The sequence below is a fragment of the Streptomyces sp. NPDC045695 genome (assembly GCF_056432025.1).
This window is the reverse complement of sequence record NZ_JBWKJU010000002.1, coordinates 269,599-288,040: the sequence shown is the minus strand read 5'-3', so window position 1 is coordinate 288,040 and position 18,442 is coordinate 269,599. Positions and strand designations below refer to the sequence as shown.

Annotated in this window: 9 protein-coding genes; 5 read left to right on the top strand and 4 right to left on the bottom strand. The window is 68.7% G+C overall.

Features of this window, described 5'->3' with window-relative positions; genetic code table 11:
* Positions 1–25: 25 nt before the first annotated feature.
* The 3 genes from AC07DU_RS04445 to AC07DU_RS04435 all read left to right on the top strand — a co-directional run bounded on the left by AC07DU_RS04445 (position 26) and on the right by AC07DU_RS04435 (position 2,878).
* Positions 26–367, top strand: coding sequence for a hypothetical protein (locus AC07DU_RS04445; RefSeq protein WP_360902784.1), 342 nt, complete (start codon positions 26–28; stop codon positions 365–367).
* 132 nt (positions 368–499) lie between these two features.
* Entirely contained in the window at positions 500–1,771 is a 1,272-nt protein-coding gene (locus AC07DU_RS04440; RefSeq protein ID WP_479026598.1) for a L,D-transpeptidase, read from the top strand.
* Positions 1,772–1,912: 141 nt separating this feature from the next.
* Positions 1,913–2,878, top strand: a complete 966-nt coding sequence (locus AC07DU_RS04435; RefSeq protein WP_453373857.1) for a GNAT family N-acetyltransferase — start codon at positions 1,913–1,915, stop codon at positions 2,876–2,878.
* Here AC07DU_RS04435 and AC07DU_RS04430 read toward each other — a convergent pair.
* The gene (locus AC07DU_RS04430) at positions 2,868–3,800 is read right to left on the bottom strand and encodes a helix-turn-helix transcriptional regulator (protein ID WP_479109575.1); all 933 of its coding nucleotides are present in this window, start codon (positions 3,798–3,800) and stop codon (positions 2,868–2,870) included. The two genes, AC07DU_RS04435 and AC07DU_RS04430, sit on opposite strands and share 11 nt — an antisense overlap.
* Positions 3,801–3,966: 166 nt before the next feature.
* On the opposite strand from AC07DU_RS04430, the gene AC07DU_RS04425 reads away from it, so the two are divergent.
* On the top strand, positions 3,967–5,061 hold the full coding sequence (locus AC07DU_RS04425; protein ID WP_479026607.1) for an NAD(P)-dependent alcohol dehydrogenase: 1,095 nt from the start codon (positions 3,967–3,969) through the stop codon (positions 5,059–5,061).
* A gap of 71 nt (positions 5,062–5,132) precedes the next feature.
* On the opposite strand, the gene msrA is transcribed toward AC07DU_RS04425, so the two are convergent.
* The 3 genes from msrA to AC07DU_RS04410 form a co-directional block, all read right to left on the bottom strand.
* Positions 5,133–5,795 carry a peptide-methionine (S)-S-oxide reductase MsrA gene (gene msrA / locus AC07DU_RS04420; protein WP_479109573.1) on the bottom strand — a complete coding sequence of 221 codons (663 nt, stop codon included), beginning with the start codon at positions 5,793–5,795 and terminating at the stop codon, positions 5,133–5,135.
* 316 nt (positions 5,796–6,111) lie between these two features.
* Positions 6,112–6,342 (bottom strand): hypothetical protein, encoded by a 231-nt coding sequence (locus AC07DU_RS04415; RefSeq protein ID WP_470924677.1) that lies wholly within the window; start codon positions 6,340–6,342, stop codon positions 6,112–6,114.
* Between the two features lie 35 nt (positions 6,343–6,377).
* Complete coding sequence (locus AC07DU_RS04410; RefSeq protein ID WP_479109571.1) at positions 6,378–12,878, bottom strand: polymorphic toxin-type HINT domain-containing protein; 6,501 nt, start codon at positions 12,876–12,878, stop codon at positions 6,378–6,380.
* A gap of 1,174 nt (positions 12,879–14,052) precedes the next feature.
* Here AC07DU_RS04410 and AC07DU_RS04405 point away from each other — a divergent pair.
* Entirely contained in the window at positions 14,053–18,351 is a 4,299-nt protein-coding gene (locus tag AC07DU_RS04405; RefSeq protein WP_479109569.1) for a ricin-type beta-trefoil lectin domain protein, read from the top strand.
* The last annotated feature ends 91 nt before the right edge of the window (positions 18,352–18,442 follow it).

Sequence of the window (18,442 nt, the reverse complement as noted above, 5' to 3'; positions counted from 1 at the left end):
CTTCCGCGGGCTTACTCTCCGTCGTATGAACTCTTCTGAGACATCACGATACGTACGGCTTCGGGTGGATTTGGTGCTGGAGGTGCCGGATTCCCAGGCACTCACCGGAGCCGCGCTCGCCCACATCAAGGCCGACGAGTTCATGCCGGACGAGGAGCGCGGCCACGCCGAGGCCGCCGTCCGGGAGGACGAGTCGGAGGCCCTCGCCTACCTGGTCGACCCCACTGACCTGGTCACGGACATCCCCGGAGTCGAGCTCGCGCAGGCTTCCTGGAGCAGCGAGCCCGTCGAATACGACCCCGAGTCAATGGAGTGGGACATCGACGAGGAAGATGGGGACTTCGACGAAGAACCCGACAACGCCTGACCGTGTGGTTGCCCACATCCCGACGGAATGTGGAACCGGCCACCGCCGTTAACGCGTTGTCAGGACGAGGCAGGGGGCGCGTCCCCCTGCCCGGCCAACCCCGGGACGTCAGCCCCGGAGTTTCCGGCAACGATGGAGTGGCGTGTGAGGACGGACAGCAAGCGGCGGAGAAGGTCCCTTGTGGCCATATCCGCTGTTCTCGGCGGTGTACTGATGCTCTCGGCATGCAACGACGGGGGCGGCGACAATGCCAAGGGCAAGGGCGAGGCCGGCACGTCCCAGGCCGAGGCCGACGCGGCAGCGGCCAAGGACACCTCGAAGGCCAAGATAACGATCACGCCCAAGGACGGCTCGACCAACGTCGGCCTCAACGACGCGGCCAACGTCTCCGTCAGCGACGGCACGCTCACCCAGGTCGAACTGAAGACCAGCGAGGGCACGGCCGTACCCGGCAAGATCGCCGCCGACGGCAAGAGCTGGAAGCCCGAGGCCGCGCTGAAGCGCTCCACGAAGTACGCCCTGGCGGCGACGGCGAAGGACGCCGACGGCCGCGAGGCGCACGAGAACGCCTCCTTCACCACCGTCTCCCCGGAGAACAGCTTCGTCGGCTCGTTCATCCCGGACGAGGGCCAGACGGTCGGCGTCGGCATGCCGGTCTCGATCACCTTCAACAAGCCGATCAAGGACCAGAAGGCCGTCCAGGCCGCGATCTCGGTCACCTCCAGCAGCGGCCAGGAAGTCGTCGGCCACTGGTTCGGCGCGCAGCGGCTGGACTTCCGCCCCGAGCAGTACTGGCAGGCGAACTCCACCGTCACGCTGAAGCTGGCGCTCGAAGGCGTCCAGGGCGCTCCCGGCGTCCAGGGCGTCCAGAACAAGACGGTCACCTTCAAGATCGGCCGCAGCCAGGTCTCCACGGTCGACACCAAGACCAAGAAGATGACGGTCACCCGGGACGGCGCGGTCATCAAGACCATCCCGATCTCGGCGGGCTCCCCGGAGAACCCGACCTACAACGGTCAGATGGTGATCTCCGAGAAGTTCAAGGAGACCCGGATGGACGGCTCCACCGTCGGCTTCAAGAACGACGAGGGCAAGGGCGAGTACGACATCAAGGACGTGCCGCACGCCATGCGGCTGTCCACGTCGGGCACCTTCATCCACGGCAACTACTGGGGATCCGACTCGGTCTTCGGCAGCGTGAACACCAGCCACGGCTGCGTCGGGCTGAACGACGCCAAGGGCGCGAACGACCCCAACCAGCCCGCGGCGTGGTTCTTCGACAACTCGCTCATCGGCGACGTGGTCACCGTGATCAACTCCCCGGACAAGACCATCAAGCCGGAGAACGGCCTCAACGGCTGGAACATGAGCTGGGCGGAGTGGAAGGCCGGCTCGGCCGTCTGACATCCGCGGCACGCTCGACGTACGCCCGTACGCCGTGCGCCCGTTCGGAAGGCGGGGGACCTCTCGGAGGTTCCCCGCCTTCCGCGTGTGCGCGGCGAAAACCCCTCAGCCGCGGGCCCGGTGCCGGTCTATGGTCCGGACATGATGATCAGATCACTCCCCGTGCCCCCGTCCGCCGCCGAGGTGGACGCCTGGCTGGCGGTCCTGACCGCCGCCGCTGCCGGCGACCAGCCGCGGCTGCCCGCGCCGTCCCGCGTCGAGGTCGCCGGCCGGCTGTGCGTGGCGCCGGCGCGCGGCCGCCCCGTGCTCTGGGCGGCGGACGGGGACGCGGGCGTCGCGGCCCTGCTCCTGTTCACGGAGGAGGGCAACACGCACACCGCCTTCCTGGACGTGCTGACCGTACGGCCGCAGGCGCGGCGGCGGGGCGTGGGCACCGCCCTGTGGGAGCGGGTCCGCGAGGAACTCCTCGCGCAGGGCCGGACCTCGGTCGCGACCCTCGTCGACCTGGACGGTCCGGGGGAGGCGTTCGCGCGCTCGCTCGGGTTCGAGAACGTCCTGCCGATGGCCTGGTACGAGCAGGAGCTCCCGGCCGGCGCCGACGGGCCCGGGCGGCTCCCGGCCACCCCCGGATACGAGATCCTGACCTGGCACGGCCTGGTGCCCGACGCCTGGGCGCAGGCGGCCGCCGCCGCCCACGGGGCGATGGAGGACGCGCCGACCGGGGACATGGACGAGCGGATCCAGAGATGGACGGCGCAGAGGCTGCACACCCTGCAACAACTGGTCCTCGACCGCGGCGGTGAGATGCTCACGGTCGCGGCCGTGACCCCCGGGGGCGAGGTCGCCGGGTACACGGAGATCGTCCTCGCGGACCCGGCCGGGGCCGTCGCCCTCCAGTACGACACGGTGGTCGTCCCCGCCCACCGCGGCCGGGGCCTGGGCCGCGCCGTGAAGCTGCACATGGCGGCGCGGGCGGCCGAGCGGTATCCGGCGCTGCGGCGGATCACCACGACGGTGGCGGACGAGAACACCCCGATGCGGGCGGTGAACGAGTCCCTCGGCTGGCGGCGGGACCGCGCGACGGGCTACTTCCAGCTCAAGCTGTAGGCGCGGCCGCTCCGTCGGCGGGGGCCGCGTCGACGGGGGCCCCGCCGACGGGGGTGTCGGCAGCGGGGGCGTCGGCGGCGGGCGCCGACCAGGAGGCCAGCATCCGCAGGGCGTCGGCCGAGGGGGAGCCGGGCTCCGCGTGGAAGGTGACCAGGGACTGCGCCGGGTCGTCCGGGAGCGTCAGCGTCTCGAAGGACAGGCGCATCTCACCCACGAGCGGGTGCCGCAGCTGCTTCACGCCGTGGGTCTTGTCCGCCACCGTGTGCGCCGCCCACAGCCGCCGGAACTCCTCGTTCTTCACCGACAGCTCCCCGACCAGCGCGGACAGCTGCTCGTCGTCCGGGTGCTGACCCGCGTACATGCGGAGGTTGCTCACCACCTCGCAGGCCCGGCACTCCCAGTCCCCGTACAGCTCGGCCGTCGCCGGGTCCAGGAACACCAGCCGCACGAGGTTGCGTTCGGCCGCCGCGAGCGCCCCGAAGTCCCCGAAGACCGCGGCGGCCAGCCGGTTCCAGCCGATGACGTCCTGCCGGTGCCCCACGAGGTAGGCGGGTACGCCCTCCATCGCGTCCATCAGCGTGCGCAGCTCCGGCCGCACCTGCTGGGGCCGCCGGCTCTGGCGGCGCCTGCGCGCCTTGGGGCGCGCCAGGTCCATCATGTGCGCCCGCTCGGTCCCGTCGAGCCGCAGGGCCCGCGCGATGGCGTCCAGCACCTCCACCGACACGTTGTGCCCGTCGCGCTGTTCCAGCCGCGTGTAGTACGCGACCGACACCCCGGCCAGCTGGGCCAGTTCCTCCCGGCGCAGGCCCGGCACGCGCCGCCGGCGCCCGTAGTCGGTCAGGCCCACGTCCTCCGGGCGCAGCCGTGCGCGGCGGGAGCGGAGGAACTCACCCAGGCAGGCTCGCTGATCAAGCTGGTCCATGCCGTCCAGTATCGCCGGGCGCGGCGCCCCGGCGCGGGCGCGAGCCTGACCCCGCCAGGGGTACGTTCGCCAGTCCTAGGCAGGACAGGGGGATGGGTGGACGCCCGGCGGACGGGCACTGTGGGGACCACCACCGCAGACGTCACCGCTTGAGGAGCACCACCCCATGTCCGTCACCCCCCAGACCGCCGAGAGCACTCAGACCGCCCAGGCCGCCCGGCCCACTCAGGTCGCGGCCTACGCCGCCCCCGCCCCCAAGGCCCCGCTGGAGCGCACCACCGTGCCGCGCCGTCCCGTCGGCGAGCACGACGTCCTCATCGACATCAAGTACGCGGGCATCTGCCATTCCGACATCCACCAGGCGCGCGACGGCTGGGGCGAGGGCATCTACCCCATGGTCCCCGGCCACGAGATCGCCGGTGTCGTCGCCGAAGTCGGTCCCGGCGTCACCAAGTTCGCGGTCGGTGACCGGGTGGGCGTCGGCTGCTTCGTCGACTCCTGCCGCACGTGCGCGTACTGCCTGCGCGGCCAGGAGCAGTTCTGCACCCAGGGGATGACCGGCACGTACAACTCCCTCGACCGGAACGGCGAGCCCACGTACGGCGGCTACTCCAGCCACCTCGTCGTCGACGAGAACTACACCGTCCGCATCCCCGACGGGCTCGCCCTCGACGTCGCGGCCCCGCTGCTGTGCGCCGGCATCACCCTCTACTCCCCGCTCAAGCACTGGAAGGCCGGCCCCGGCACGAAGGTCGCGATCGTGGGCCTCGGCGGCCTCGGCCACATGGGCGTGAAGATCGCGGCGGCCCTGGGCGCGGAAGTGACCGTTCTGTCCCAGACCCTGCGCAAGAAGGAGGACGGCCTGCGGCTGGGCGCCTCCCACTTCCACGCCACCGCCGACGAGTCCGTCTTCGAGGAACTGGCCGGCAGCTTCGACCTGATCCTGTCCACCGTCTCCGCCCCGCTCGCCCTGGACGCGTACCTGGGCCTGCTGAAGGTCGACGGCGCGCTGGTGAACGTCGGCGCCCCGGAGGAGCCCGTCGCGCTCAACCTCTTCTCCGTCATCGGCGGCCGCAAGACCCTCGCCGGGTCGATGATCGGCGGGATCGCCGAGACCCAGGAGATGCTGGACTTCTGCGCCGAGCACGGGCTCGGCTCGGAGATCGAGCTGATCAGCGCCGAGCAGATCAACGAGGCGTACGAGCGGGTCCTGGCCAGCGACGTCCGCTACCGCTTCGTGATCGACGCGTCGACGATCTGATCCGCCCGCGCCGCCCGCCCCGGGTTCGTGGAGGCGCGGGCGCGCGCAGGCTCAGGTCGTTCAGGGTCGTCTCACTCCGCCCGGGCCACGCCGATCGGGCAGGAGACGCCCGTGCCGCCGATGCCGCAGTAGCCGCCCGGGTTCTTGTCCAGGTACTGCTGGTGGTGGGCCTCCGCCGGCCAGAAGGGGCGCTCGGCCGTCGGGAGGACGGCCGTGGTGATCTGGCCGTAGCCCGAGGAGGTCAGGACCTGCTGGTAGGCCGTGCGGGAGGCCTCGGCCGTCGCCTGCTGGGCGGGGGAGTGGGTGTAGATCGCCGAGCGGTACTGGGTGCCGACGTCGTTGCCCTGGCGGAAGCCCTGGGTGGGGTCGTGGGACTCCCAGAACAGCTTCAGCAGGGCCTCGTAGGAGACGAGCGACGGATCGAAGACGACCCGGACGACCTCGGTGTGCCCGGTCAGGCCCGAGCAGACCTCCTCGTAGGTCGGGTTCTCGGTGAAGCCGCCCTGGTAACCGGCCAGGGTGGTCCACACCCCCGGAGTCTGCCAGAACTTGCGCTCCGCGCCCCAGAAACAGCCCAGCCCGAAGTCGGCCACGTCGAGGTGGGCGGGGTACGGGCCCGCGAGCGGGTTCCCGAGCACGGTGTGGACGGCGGGCAGCGCGAAGAGCGGCTCCGCGCGGCCGGCCAGGGCCTCCTCGCGGGTGGGAAGCTCGGGCGTGCGGCGGTACGAGAACATGGATTCCCTCCTTGTCGTACACCGGTAACGGCGAACGACGGGCCGGGATTCCCCGTCGGGCGTCGCCGGGACCGACGCGCATCCAGTCCGGCACTGCCGTGCGCTCTCCGCGCCTCCTGCCTCGCCTAGTCTGCGCTGAGGCTCCCCAGCTTTTACCTGCGCACCACCTCATGCAGAGACCCCGCCAGGGCGCGCCTGACGGGGTCTCTGTTTACTGCGGACGTTAACTGGCCGGATGTGCGCTTTCCGAGTTTCGGAAAGCGCACATCTAATCGATTCCTGTTCGAGTGGCGGCCAGTATTGCTCTCAGGATCTGTTACCAAGGCGGCATGGGTTGTCCTGCCCGCCGCAGCGGCTCCAGGAATTCCTCTCTGAAGATTTCAAGAGCTGCTCTCAGTAGGGGGATTTCCACCTCCGCCCCGACAGCACTCAAACGTGCCGAATTCGAGTCGAAGCGAAATTCCAAAAGAAGAGCTCCCCGCCTTCCGTCAATCAACTCAGCAACTTCCATCGAGTCGAAGTCGTCGAAGTCGCTCAGGATCATCATGGCCGCATATTGCCGACCCTGCACGGAGAAAGTCCTCACAGCCACCCCTCGAATGTCAGGGCTCCGCCGTTGCGGAGGCTCCATCTACCTCCCACCCCGGTCGTGGGGTTCATGATATCTAGCACAGATCCCCCGTAGTGCGCCGACGCGGCAGAGATTGTTCTTGTGTTAGCCGGGTTCCCGAGGATGTCTGCAAGGATGGCCCTTCCTGCCGTATTAAGCGCTGCCACGTCCTTGATGCGGTCGGCGCCCTGGAGGTAGGGCTCGTACTTCGCCACGTGATCTGGCGTTCGCTTGACCGGGTCCGTGTGCTTCTGGGTCGCCCTGCCCGCTTCATTCAAGTTGTACTTGGGGTTGAACGGCTTGCTTCCCTTTGTTGCCGTAGGCGCTAGAGCGCTTGCAGACAAGTCAAGGTCGGTGGCATCCGAGAGTGGGCAATTGTGGACCAGGACGGATACCGCTCCGGCACGCACATAGTACGTGTGGAATTCGTCGACCGTGAGGTTGTGCGTGGTGACGGCGTAAGGGTAGGTGCGCGTCGCCTGGACCGTGAGGGTGGTGCCATTGGGCTGGCGGAGTTGTTCACCGGCGGTGAGGTCACCGGCGTCGATCCACTGGTGGCGGGTTTCGCTCCAGTAGGGGTGGTGGTAAGTGGAGGTGATCGTTACAGGCGGGCCGCGAGGGCCGGCCTCGTCGGTGAGGGTGAGGTCGGTGAATTCCTTGTCGTCGGGTGTGGTGATGGTGGTGGTGACGGTCTTGGGACGCGTTTCACCGGTCTGCGGGTCAGTGGCCATGACCACGTCGCCGTCCTTGACGTCCTCGATGCTCTTGGCGGAGCCATCGGCCATCAGGACCTGTACGCCGGTGGGGAAACTGTTGCATTTGGTCGCAGCCGCCGGTGCGTCGCCCCCGCCACCGCCCTTCTTCGCGGCGTCGGCTTCGTCCGCTACCGCTTTCGCCTCTGTTCCGGCGCTGTCGCTAGCGGATTCCTTGGCGGCCTTCTCTGATGCAGATTTGGCTGCCTTGGCCTCGGCGTCTCGGGCTTCCTTCAGCGCCTTCTTCGCGCCGCTGTAGGCCTCGGCGGCCTTCGCGGCTCCGCGTTCTGCTTCGTGGATTCCGTCGTATGCCTTATTGATCTCTTTGTAGATCTTGAAGGCCTTGATGCCGATCTTGACGGCCTTGAAGAGTTTGCCCCAGGGAACGAAGTTCAGGGCCGTGTTGATGCAGGCCATGGCGTCGCCCTTGGTGAAGCAGTCCCGGGCGTCGTTGAATCCGATCAGGTCGCCCACCATGTCGACGACTTCGTCGATCAGTTTATCGCGCTTTTTCTTGGCGTCGGAGACGTTCTTGTTGGCGCGATCCAGACTCGACCTGTCCGGCTCATCCGGATCCGTACCGCCGGACTCCCAGAGATTGCCAGAGCTTTGGCTGTCGTCGGGGCAGTTGCTTTCACACCTGAACTCCCGCATCAAGCCCGTGGGGTCCGATGCGTTGACGGGGCTGTTGTTGGAGTAGGCGTAGGCGTTCCACTGCTGTGGGTCGACCGGGTCGATGAGCGGGTCGGGGCTGATGAAGCGCCCTGTGGTGGGGTCGTATTCGCGGGCCCCGAGAAGGGTGAATCCGGTGGCCTTCTCCTTGGTGCCGCCGACGAAGCCCTTGTCGCCCGCCCAGGCGCCGGGTGCGGGCTGGGTGCCGCGTTCGTTGCCGAACGGGTCCGATGCGCGGCGGATGTGGGTGAGGTCGGTGGCCTTGAACTGGACGCCGCCCGTGCCGTGGTGGTCCGAGCTCTGGTAGGTGAACGTGGACGCGCCACCTGTGGTGGTGCGGGTGACGGACAGGCCGCCGGGCGCCGAGTAGGTGCGGACGTTGGAGACCTTGCCGGTGCCGGTCTCCACGGTGATCTGGTCGTTGCCGAGGTTGAGCGTGGCGCTGGCCGGGTCGCGGCGGATGAGCTGGTTGCCGCCCGTGTCGTACAGGTAACTGGTGCCGGCGCTCTCGCCGGTGCCGATGATCTTGTCGAGCTTGCCCTGACCGTCCCAGGTCAGGGCCTTGGTACCGAGGGTGCTGGTGATGGACGCCGTGTTGCCGGATGCGTCGTAGGTGTAGGAGCTGACCTTGGTGCCGGACGGGCCGGTCTCGGTCGAGGTCATGAGTGCGTGCGGACCACCCGTGCCGCCGCCAGTCGTCGGATCGGAGGAAGGCGCGTTGGTCTTGGGGCCGAACGTCTGGGTGATCGTTACGTCCTTGGCGGCATTGCCGGTGACGTCCTTCTTCACAAGCTTCTTGCGGTTGCCGAGGCTGTCGTACTCGTACTGCTGCCAGTACGGGGCCGGGCCGCCGACACTCGGCTTGCCGGTGCCGTCGACTGCGGGGCCGGCGGCGTTGGTGCAGCCACCGATGCCGCGGACGCTGGGCTGGGGGGCGGTGGTCTGGGTGCCGGTGTCGGTCCAGGCCTGGGTCAGTCGTCCCAGGTAGTCGTGTGTGAAGCACTGCAGGTCGCGGCCCGCACCGTCCTGGGTGTCACCGATCGAGGTCAGCTGGCCGACCTTGTTGTAGGTGTAGTCCAGGACGTCGACGCTCGCGGTCGCGGCGGTCTGCTTGTCCAAGGTGGAGCGGACCGGACGGCCGCTGCCGGCGTCGTAGTCGACGGTGGAAACGACCTGCATACCGGTGTCACCGATGGTGGTGCGGATCGGCCGACCGTAGGGGTCGTAGCGCATGTCCACGAGGTACGGGGTCCGGGTGAGGCCGATCTTCCCGCTGAACGAGGTCATGTTGCCTGCGACATCGACACCGTACGTCAGTGTCTCCACGCCGAGGCCAGCCTTGGTGATGCCGGGCAGGGCGGTCGTCTTCAGCTGCCCGTAGGCGTCGTAGGTGTTGGTCGTCTGGTAGGTGCCGGCCAGCTCCTTCTCTGTCGCCGGGATGGTGACCTTGGTGCCGAGGGGACGGTAGCCGCTGTCGTAACCGGTGATCTCGGTGATGTAGGCGCTGCCTGTCTTGCCGCCCACGTACCGGGTGGTGCTGTCGGGCTTGCCCAGTGCCTGGGTGTCGTAGGTGAAGGCGCCGACCTGCTTGGCCGGGTCTACGGCTGCGCCCTCGTACGTCGCGGTGGTGCGACCGAGGATGTCCGCCACCGACGTGGCGCTCTTGAGTCGGGCGTCCTTCGTGGTGGTGAGGTTCTTGCTGTCGTCGTAGGTGGTCGTGCTGGTTCCGGCATCGGGGTCGGTGGACTTCACCAGGCGGCCCAGGAGGTCGTAGGAGAACGTCCACTCGTTGCCGGCGGAGTCCTTCCGTGACAGTTGCTGTCCCTGCGCGTTGGACACGTACGTTGTCTCGTCGTACAGGCCGGTCGGCGTATTGGCCTTGTACTGGCGCAGGATCGAGGTGGTGCCGTTGGTGATGGTCGCCGTGGCGAATCCGCCCGGCGGCGGAGTCGTACGGACCTCGTCCACGCCCGGGTACTCGGTCGTGGAGCGGGTCTGCTCCACGCCGAACGACTGAGAGATGGAGGCCGTCGGGCGGCCGAGGCCGTCGAAGACCGTGACGGTCTGGGACGGGATCTTGCTGTCGGGGTTGACCCCGCCGTTGGGCAGGAACAGTGCCGCGGACGGCCCGCCCTGATCGGTGTAGTAGGCGGCGCTGGTCTTGACCTGCCTGCCGTGCGAGTCGAACAGCGCGTCCGTGATCATCCGGCCCGCCACGCCCGACGGGGGAGTGGCCTGGGTCTGGCGGACCCGGCCGAGACCGTCGTAGAGGGAGTAGCTGGAGGTGTAGGAGTTGTCGTTCATGAGCGCCTGGCTCAGAACGGCGGACGGCGCGTTCGTGCCGTTCATCGTGTACGAGTACTTGCGTACTGGCAGGTCCGTCGTGGAGTTCTGACCGGGCTGCCAGATGGACACGACCCGCCCGAGCGCGTCATACGTACGCTCGGCGACGTGGCTGTTCTCGTCCGTACTCTTCAGCGGCTGCGAGCGGCCGATGTCGAGCGTGGTGACCGACTTCCAGCCCAGCGGGTTGGTGTGGGTGATCGTGTTCGGAAGGACGCCCGTGGCGGGCGCGTACTCGGTCGTGGTGACCGCACCACCCGGGTGGGCGGCGTCCGTGCGGACCTTGTTGGTGTTGCTGGTGACACGGCCGTACGCGTCGTACGTCGATGTGGAGTTCAGCCGGTAGACGGGCTTGCCGAGCGCGTCGTACTTCTCCAGAACTTCCGTGCCCGTGCCGTTGGCGGTCGCGCCGACCTGGCCGTAGGGAAGGTTGTCGAAGTACGAGCGGGTGTCGCCGACGGTGTTCGCCGCCGTCGGGGTCTGACCGCACGTACCGGACAGGACCAGGGTGCGGGAAGCGAGCTCGGTGACCGCGCCGCCCGGGCCGGTCGGGTACTCGAAGGTGGTGCACAGGCGCTGGTCCGTGCGCGAGACGTCGCTGTTGTCGTCGACCTGCAGCGGTCGGGTGACGAGCGTCGTGTCGTAGGTGGAGGTGCGCTCGCCCGTGCGCCAGGCGCCGTTGGCGAGCTTCGCGCGGGTCGTAACCTTGGCGGTGTTCAGCGCGCGGGCCGTGATGGCCGGCATGCCCGCGGACTGGGCGCGGGTCGCGGTGACCGGGCCGATCCACGGCGTGGTGACCTCGTCCGAGACGACGGTGCCGCCGTCGCGGTCGTAGGTCTGGGTCTGGCGGACGAAACCGGACAGGACGTCCTCGTCCTTGATGGTTCCGCCCTGCGCGTCAAGGACCGTGACCGTGCGCTTGGAGCCGTTGGCCATGACGTCGCCGTCCATGCCGCGCAGGTAGGTGGTGACGTTCTTGGTGCGCGGGGCTTCGGCGGCGTTGCCGTTGCCCGTGCGGGTGGTGACCGTGGCGAAGCCGCGGAACTGGTCCCAGGTGCGGGTCTTGGGGTCGGCGAACTCGGAGTCGTTGCGGTGCCAGGCGATGCCACCGCCGTACTCGTAGTCGGTGACCGTGGAGACCTGACCGCCCACCATGTCCTGCTGGGTGACGGACTGCACGACGACCTTGTTGAACCAGTCGTTGACCGGGTCCGGGAAGGACTGGCCCGGTAGGTACCACTTGACCGGCATGCAGGCCATCGTGTTGGTGTCCTCGGAGGACGGCATCGTCCCCGCCAGACGCGAACACTCCGGCGCCTTGTACGCGACGTTGATCAGGCCACCGGTCTCGGTGGTGATCGTCTGGATTCGCGGGCGCCGGTAGCTGGGGGCCGAAGCGTCCGTACCGTCCGGACGCCTGACGACACCGTCCACGCGGTTGGGGAACTGCGTCGCCTGGAACGACACCGCGGGTAGCTTGATCGCGGTCTTGCCGTTGGTGGCATTGCGCTGGATCGAATCGAGCCACAGGGTCGGGGACGTACCGTCACCCGGGTCCTGGAAGGACTGCTTGAGGTCGTACCAGTCGACCGTGCGCCACGCCGTGCCCGTCCAGACCTGAGTGGCGATCTGCGTGAACTTCTTCGTCGTGAAGTACGTCGGCGAGAGGTTCAGGCACGTCCCGGTGGCCGGGCACTCCTGGTCGACGGGGGTGTCGGGCCAGGACTTGGCGTTCTCCTTGGTCCGCTGAGCGGTGTCCGTGCAGGTGACCGTCCCGATCACGACGCAGCGTTCGGCGTTCTTGATGTTGATCTGGGCGGCCGGCTTGGCCAGGCCCTTTGCGGCGATCTGGTCGGGCAGGCGCTGGCCGTAGCCGATCCAGGTCGGGTAGCTGCCGCGCTGGTACTTCGTGGAGGTACCGGTGCCGCCGTTCTGGCCGCCGCCACGCCCGTAGTAGTTGTCCTCCTGCTCGTAGCGGTAGGAGACCAGGTTCTGGTGCGGGTCCACGACGTAGTCGAGGTTCCACTGCCAGCCCAACTGCTGCCAGGTGCCGTTCGCGGGAGTGTCGGCGCCCAGGCACTTGTCCTGGCCGCTGTTGAAGTAGACGGGGACCGTGGAGACGGACTTGGCCTCCGGGTCGGTGCCGTCACCGCCGGGCAGGCGGTTGGAGCCGAAGTAGTACTGGGTGCCGTCGGTCGTGGTGACCTTGAAGCCCTCGCCCTTCCAGGCGGCGTTCCGCTGCCCGGTCAGACGCTCGATCTTCGTGCCGTCCTCACCCTGGAGGTGGTAGACGCACGTCGTGTCGTCACGGACGATCTGACCCGCGTGACCGGCCATGGAGAGGGACAGGATGTCCCCGGCCCAGCACTCGTCACCCGACTCCGCGATCCCCGCGTCCTTGCAGCCCTTGTACGAGCGCGAGATCGAGCCGGGACTCCAGTCCCAGCCCTCACCGAAGCCGGACGCCTGCGCGTTCGTCGACGCCGTACGGCCGTCGATCGAGGAGGAGTCGTAGGCCAGACCGACGCTCGGCCCGGCACCGGCTATGGAAGAGGGAACCTCCACCGTGTAGCCGTAGGTGAAGTTCGCGGCGTTCGCCCCGGCCTGCCAGGAGGCGGACGGCGCCAGCGGGGTCGCGGTGAAGTCACCACTCGCACCCGACGGGCCCGGCTCGACCGCGAGCGCCACCGACTGCGTCGCCAGCATCTGGGGCGCCATCTGCAGGGACGTCTGCGGGGACGTCTCGGGCGTCGTTTTCGCAACCGAAGACGACCTCAGCCCGCCGGGCCTCGCGGCCGACGCCGTCGCCTTCGGGACGTCGACCTCCGCCACCAGGCGACCCGAGGCGTCCCGGTGCGAGGCGACCGGCGTGCGAGTCGTACAACCGGCGGCGCCCGGGGTCGTGAGCGCGCAGTCGGGGAGCCGCACCACGCGTGCACGGTCGGCCCAGTTCGCACCGGTCGTCTTCGTCCACGCGGAAATGTCGAAACTGACCTGCACTTGGCTGGAAATAGCTGTGCCGGTGGCGTCAGTCAGAGCGACGAGTGCGCCCTCGACACCAGCTGTGCGCGTCGTGGCCCGGTCCTTCACCTCCACCCGCAGCGAGCCCTCGGTGGAGCCGCCGCTACCGGTGGAAGGGGCGGTGGCGAGTGCGGAGAACTTCGGGGCGGGCTTCGGGCCAGATCCCGGGGAAATCCATACCGGAAGCTCGCCGGCCTTAACTGGCTTTGCGTTAGCGACAGTTCCTGACTGCCCAGCAGTGTCGAGCGGAACCGTCGCGGAGCCGGCCGGAGCCTTCGCCTTCGCGTCGGGTGTCCACGGCTTGCTGGCCGGCGCCTTGGCGCCAGCCGGCTTGGCGTCCGAGCCCCTGACGGGCTTGGTCTGCGGGAGCGCCGTATTCGGCGGCACCCACACCTTCGGCGGCTTCGCCGCCGCCTCGGCCACGGGCAAGCCCAGGCCAGAGATGAGCACCGCGAGCGCGGCGGCCATCGCTATACGTGGGCGTCTCGCGCGTACGCGCGAGAACGGACCACTCCGACGAGACAACAAAGTCCCCCCACAGGAAAAAGGAATGAGAGAGTCCGGACGGGGCGCGTCCGGATCCTGCGCACCTTAAGGAGAGGAGGGTGGATTCGTACAGCTTTTCCTTACCGTTCCCTTACATGATCAATGTCACGTGAGGCGCAACACAATGCTTCATGTCATGAATCGGGCATATCTATCTGACGAAATGTTGACAAGTTTGCGGTGACAAAGGAGCGTGCGCCTGACCTTCGTTCACCGACGCACATAGCGAGGACCTCTGCCCATGAGGCCATCACCTTCATCACCCGCCCCCAGGCCTGGGGCCCTCCGGCGTCGGCGGGCATCCGCGGCCACGATGCTTCCCGCGATCGGCGCAGTCGTGCTGTCCCTCGGAGTGGGCCTGATCACCGCCCCGAACGCCTTCGCACAGAACGGGCCAGCCGCCCACGACTGGCCGGGTCCAAGCACCAAGCCGGAGCCCACCGTCCAACAGAAGGCAGTGGAAGCGGCCCTGGCGCAGGCCAAGGGCATGGGCAAGAGGGTAGCCGTCGACCATTTGACGACCGGTAACTCGCAGACGTTCGCCAACCCGGGTGGCACGCTCACCACGGAGGCCGCCTCCGCTCCGGAGCGGGTGAAGCAGGCCGACGGGACCTGGCGGGCGATCGACACCACCCTGCGCGTGAACGCCGATGGCACGGTGTCCCCGGCGGTCGTCCCCTCCCCGCTGAGCATCTCCGGCGGCGGCGCCGGGCCGATGGCGACGATGACCACCGCCGACGGCAAGAAGCTGGCGGTCAAGTCGCCCTTCACGCTACCCAAGCCCACCCTCGACGGGAACGACGCCCTCTACAAGAACGTCCTTCCCGACGTCGACCTCCGTCTCACGGCCACCCAGCTCGGCGGCTGGCGCCAGGTGCTGATCGTCCGCACCGCCGTGGCCGCCGCCCACCCGGCCCTGAAGAAGATCCGTCTCGACGTCGACGCGCCCGGCCTGAAGACCTCCGCTGACGCCGCGGGCAACATCACCTTCAACGACGCCCAGGGCAAGGCCCGCTTCTCCAGCCCCACCTCCTTCATGTGGGACTCCTCCAAGGTGGCAACGCCCGAGGCGGCGGACCCCCAGCGCGCGAAGTCCAGCAAGTCCGCACAGCTGAGCGGCGCGGACACCGCCCCGCAGTCCGCCCCCGCCGGCCAGGCCGCCGCCTCCCATGCCGACGGCCCCGGCGACGGCGCCAACGTCAAGGCGATCGCCGTCAAGGCCGACGCCACCGGCATCGAACTGACCCCCGACGCCTCCCTGCTCGGCCAGGGCGCCGGCCCCTGGTACATCGACCCGGGCGTCAACCCCTCGGCCGACAGCGCCAACCAGGCCTGGGCGCAAGTGCAGGAGGCGTACCCCGACACCAACGAGTTCAACGGGACCGCTGACGGTCAGAACACTCCCGCCACCGGCTACTGCGGCTACTCGACGTGCACGAGGAAGGGCCGGGAACGCGCCTACTTCCAGATCGGGATCAACTCGGCCATCCATGGCGCCGAGGTCCTCGACGCGCGGCTCTACGCGACCGTCGTCTCCTCCTCCAGCCCGAGCACGCCCACCCCGATGGGCCTCTACCACAGCCCCACGGGGATCAGTAATCCCACGTATTGGTACAACCAGCCCTGCGCCGCCAGTTCGCGCATGGGCGGCTGCGCCAAGATCGGCGGCGCCACCATCTCGGGCACGGGTGACATCCAGTACGACGTCACCGGCCAGATGAAAAGCGCTGCCGCGGGCCGCTGGTCGACCTTCACCTTCGGCCTGGCGCCTGACGACGAAGGCAACATGTCCTACCGGCAGCGGTTCAGCAACACTCCGCACATCTCCGTCACGTACGACATCACGCCCACCGTCTGGAACCCCCGCACCAGCCCCACCCCCGGTTTCGCCGACACCGGCACCTACTCAGCCTGCCAGACCCCCGGTACCACCAACCCGTGGGACAATCCGGGCTGGGTCGGCGCCAACACCAACGTCTATCTGACGTCCGCCACGTACTCGGCCACCGGCCGCCAGCTTCAGACCACCTTCCAGCTCTGGGACGACGACGCCGCGGGTAAGACCACCTGGAGCCAGACCGGCTGGAACGGCTCCTATGGCGACGCCGTCGTCGACGTCGGGATGCTTACCGAAGGCCACCAGTACGGCTGGACCGCGCGCACCACGGACGGCACGCTGACCAGTGCCGAAACGCCCTGGTGCTTCTTCCGCGTCGACCGGACCCCGCCGTCGGCGGCTGTGACGTCGACCGACTTCCCGGCCTCCGGCGCCACCGGCGCTCACCCCAAGCGCGTCGGCGAGGAAGGCACCTTCACCCTCGCCGGTGCGGACAACCTCCCCGCCAACGGCAGCACCCGCAGCTCCGGACTGGCCTGCGCCCGCTGGACCACCGACCCGGTCAAGGCCGCGTCCGACTGGAACTGCACCGACGCCGACGCCCGGATCGTCAAGCTCGTCGGCGGCAAGGCCACCGTCAAGTACACGCCGCAGGCCTGGGGCACCAACTACCTCTACCTGCAGACGCAGGACAACGCGGGCAACATGTCCCAGCCCGTCGCCTACAGCTACTACGTCCCCTCCAACCCCAACAGCCCTGCCCCGATCTTCGGTGACGTCAACGGCGACAAGAAGGCCGACGTCGTCCTCGCCGACGCCGCCGGAAACATCCGCCAGATCAACGGCGGCGGCGACCCCGCCGCAGGGCCCGTCGCCCTCGCCCGCTCCAGCGTGAGCGGCAATGGCTGGAACGGCATCCAGCTCACCCACCGAGGCAGCCTCGGCTACAAGAACGTGGACGACCTCTTCGCCCACGAACCGGGCAAGCCCAACCTCTACGCCTTCACCAACAACGGCACCGGCCTCGTCGACGGCCAGGCACCCAAGAACGTGGCCAAGCCCACCGCCTGCGTCACCCCCGACTTCGCCCCCATCACCTGCTCCACCTACGCCTTCGGCGCCGACTGGACCAAGATCACCCAGATCGCCGCCTTCGGCTCCGTCAACGGCGACAGCAAGGCCGGGATGCCGAACTCCCTGCCGCAGAGTTCCCTGCTGTTCGTTGAGAACGGGCGCCTGTGGCTGGGCATCCCCGGTGACACCGCTGACCAGCTCGACGCGACGGCGATCCTGCTCTCCGGCAACGACACCCGCTGGGACGGCTATGAGCTGATCACCCCCGGGCGCGCACAGGGCACCAACTTCGCCACCCTGTGGGCCCGTTCCAAGACCGACGGCACTCTGCACGCCTTCAGCATCAAGGGCACCGCCGACGCTCCCGTCCTCACCGGGTTCACCGACCCGGCCGCCGGCCTGATCACCGGCAAGATCGACCCGGTCCGCTACCCCCGCGTCGGTTCCGACGGTGACCTCAGCGGCGACAACATCCCCGACCTGTGGGCCGTGGACACCACCCAGCAGCTCGTCTCCTTCAATGGAGTCGGCACCGCTCCCAACGGCACGACCGTCCTCTACCCCACGGTCACCGGCGTCGCCCCCACCCCCACCCTCCAGGGAAACCTCAACACCCCCACCTACCAGTGGAAGCTGACCGGCGCGTCCGGCACCACCACGCCCAGCGCGGGAGGCAACAAGTACCCCGCCACCACCGCTGGCATCACCTGGCCCACGGAGTCCATCCAGGGCCGGAGCACTGCCTACGCGGCGTTCAACGGTCCCGGGTCGACGATCACCACCAGCGGCCCGGGCATCGACACCCGCAAGGACTTCACGCTCACCACCTGGGCCAAGCGCTCCGCCAGCACCCCGGCGGCCGAGACCGGCCTGGTCGTCAGCCAGGACGGCACCCTGAACAGTTCCTTCCTGCTCTATGCCGACGGGCGAAGCGGGCAGTGGCACTTCGCCATGGCCAACGCCCAGGGTGGCGGCTGGCCCTTCGACTACACCGCCGTGACCAATGAGGCGGCCCGGGTCGTCCCCGACGCCTGGACCCGGCTGACCGTCGTCTACAACGCCGGCAGCGGCCTGATGAGCCTCTACGTCAATGGCGTCCTCGCCAGCACCGGCCATCACGCGGCCGCCACCAGCCCCGCCCCCAGCGGTCCGATCGTCTTCGGCCGGTACAAGGTCAGCGGAGCGGCTTCGGACGTCTTCAGGGGCGGCATCAGCAACTTCGCCGCCTACCCGTACGCCGCCGCACCGACGGCCCCCGCGACCACGGGCCGGATCTCGCTCACTGCGGCGCCGGGCATGTGCGCGGACAACGACCAGGCAAGCACCCAGGACGGCAACCCGATTCAGATCACCGGATGCAACGGCACCCCGGCCCAGGAGTTCGACGTACGGGCCGACGGCTCCCTGCGGATCCAGGGAAAGTGCGTCAACGCGGCAAACGCGGGCACCGCCAACCTCACCCTGCTCGAACTGAGGACCTGCAGCGGTACTCCGACCCCTGCCCAGATGTTCCTGCCCCGCTCTGACGGTTCGATCTACAACCCGGCCTCCGGACGCTGCGTGGACCTCGGCAACTTCAACACCACCCCCGGCACTCAACTTTGGCTGTACGACTGCAACCCGTCCAACGCCCAGCGCTGGACCATCATGACCCTCGGCACCGCGCCCCTGCCCGTACCTAGCCTTGACGCGGCCCTCTGACCGGCTAGCACCATCAGCACCACAGTCTCAGCGTGACGACGGCCGTCCCTCCCACCCGGGAGGGGCGGCCGTCCACGTAGGGCCATGTGAT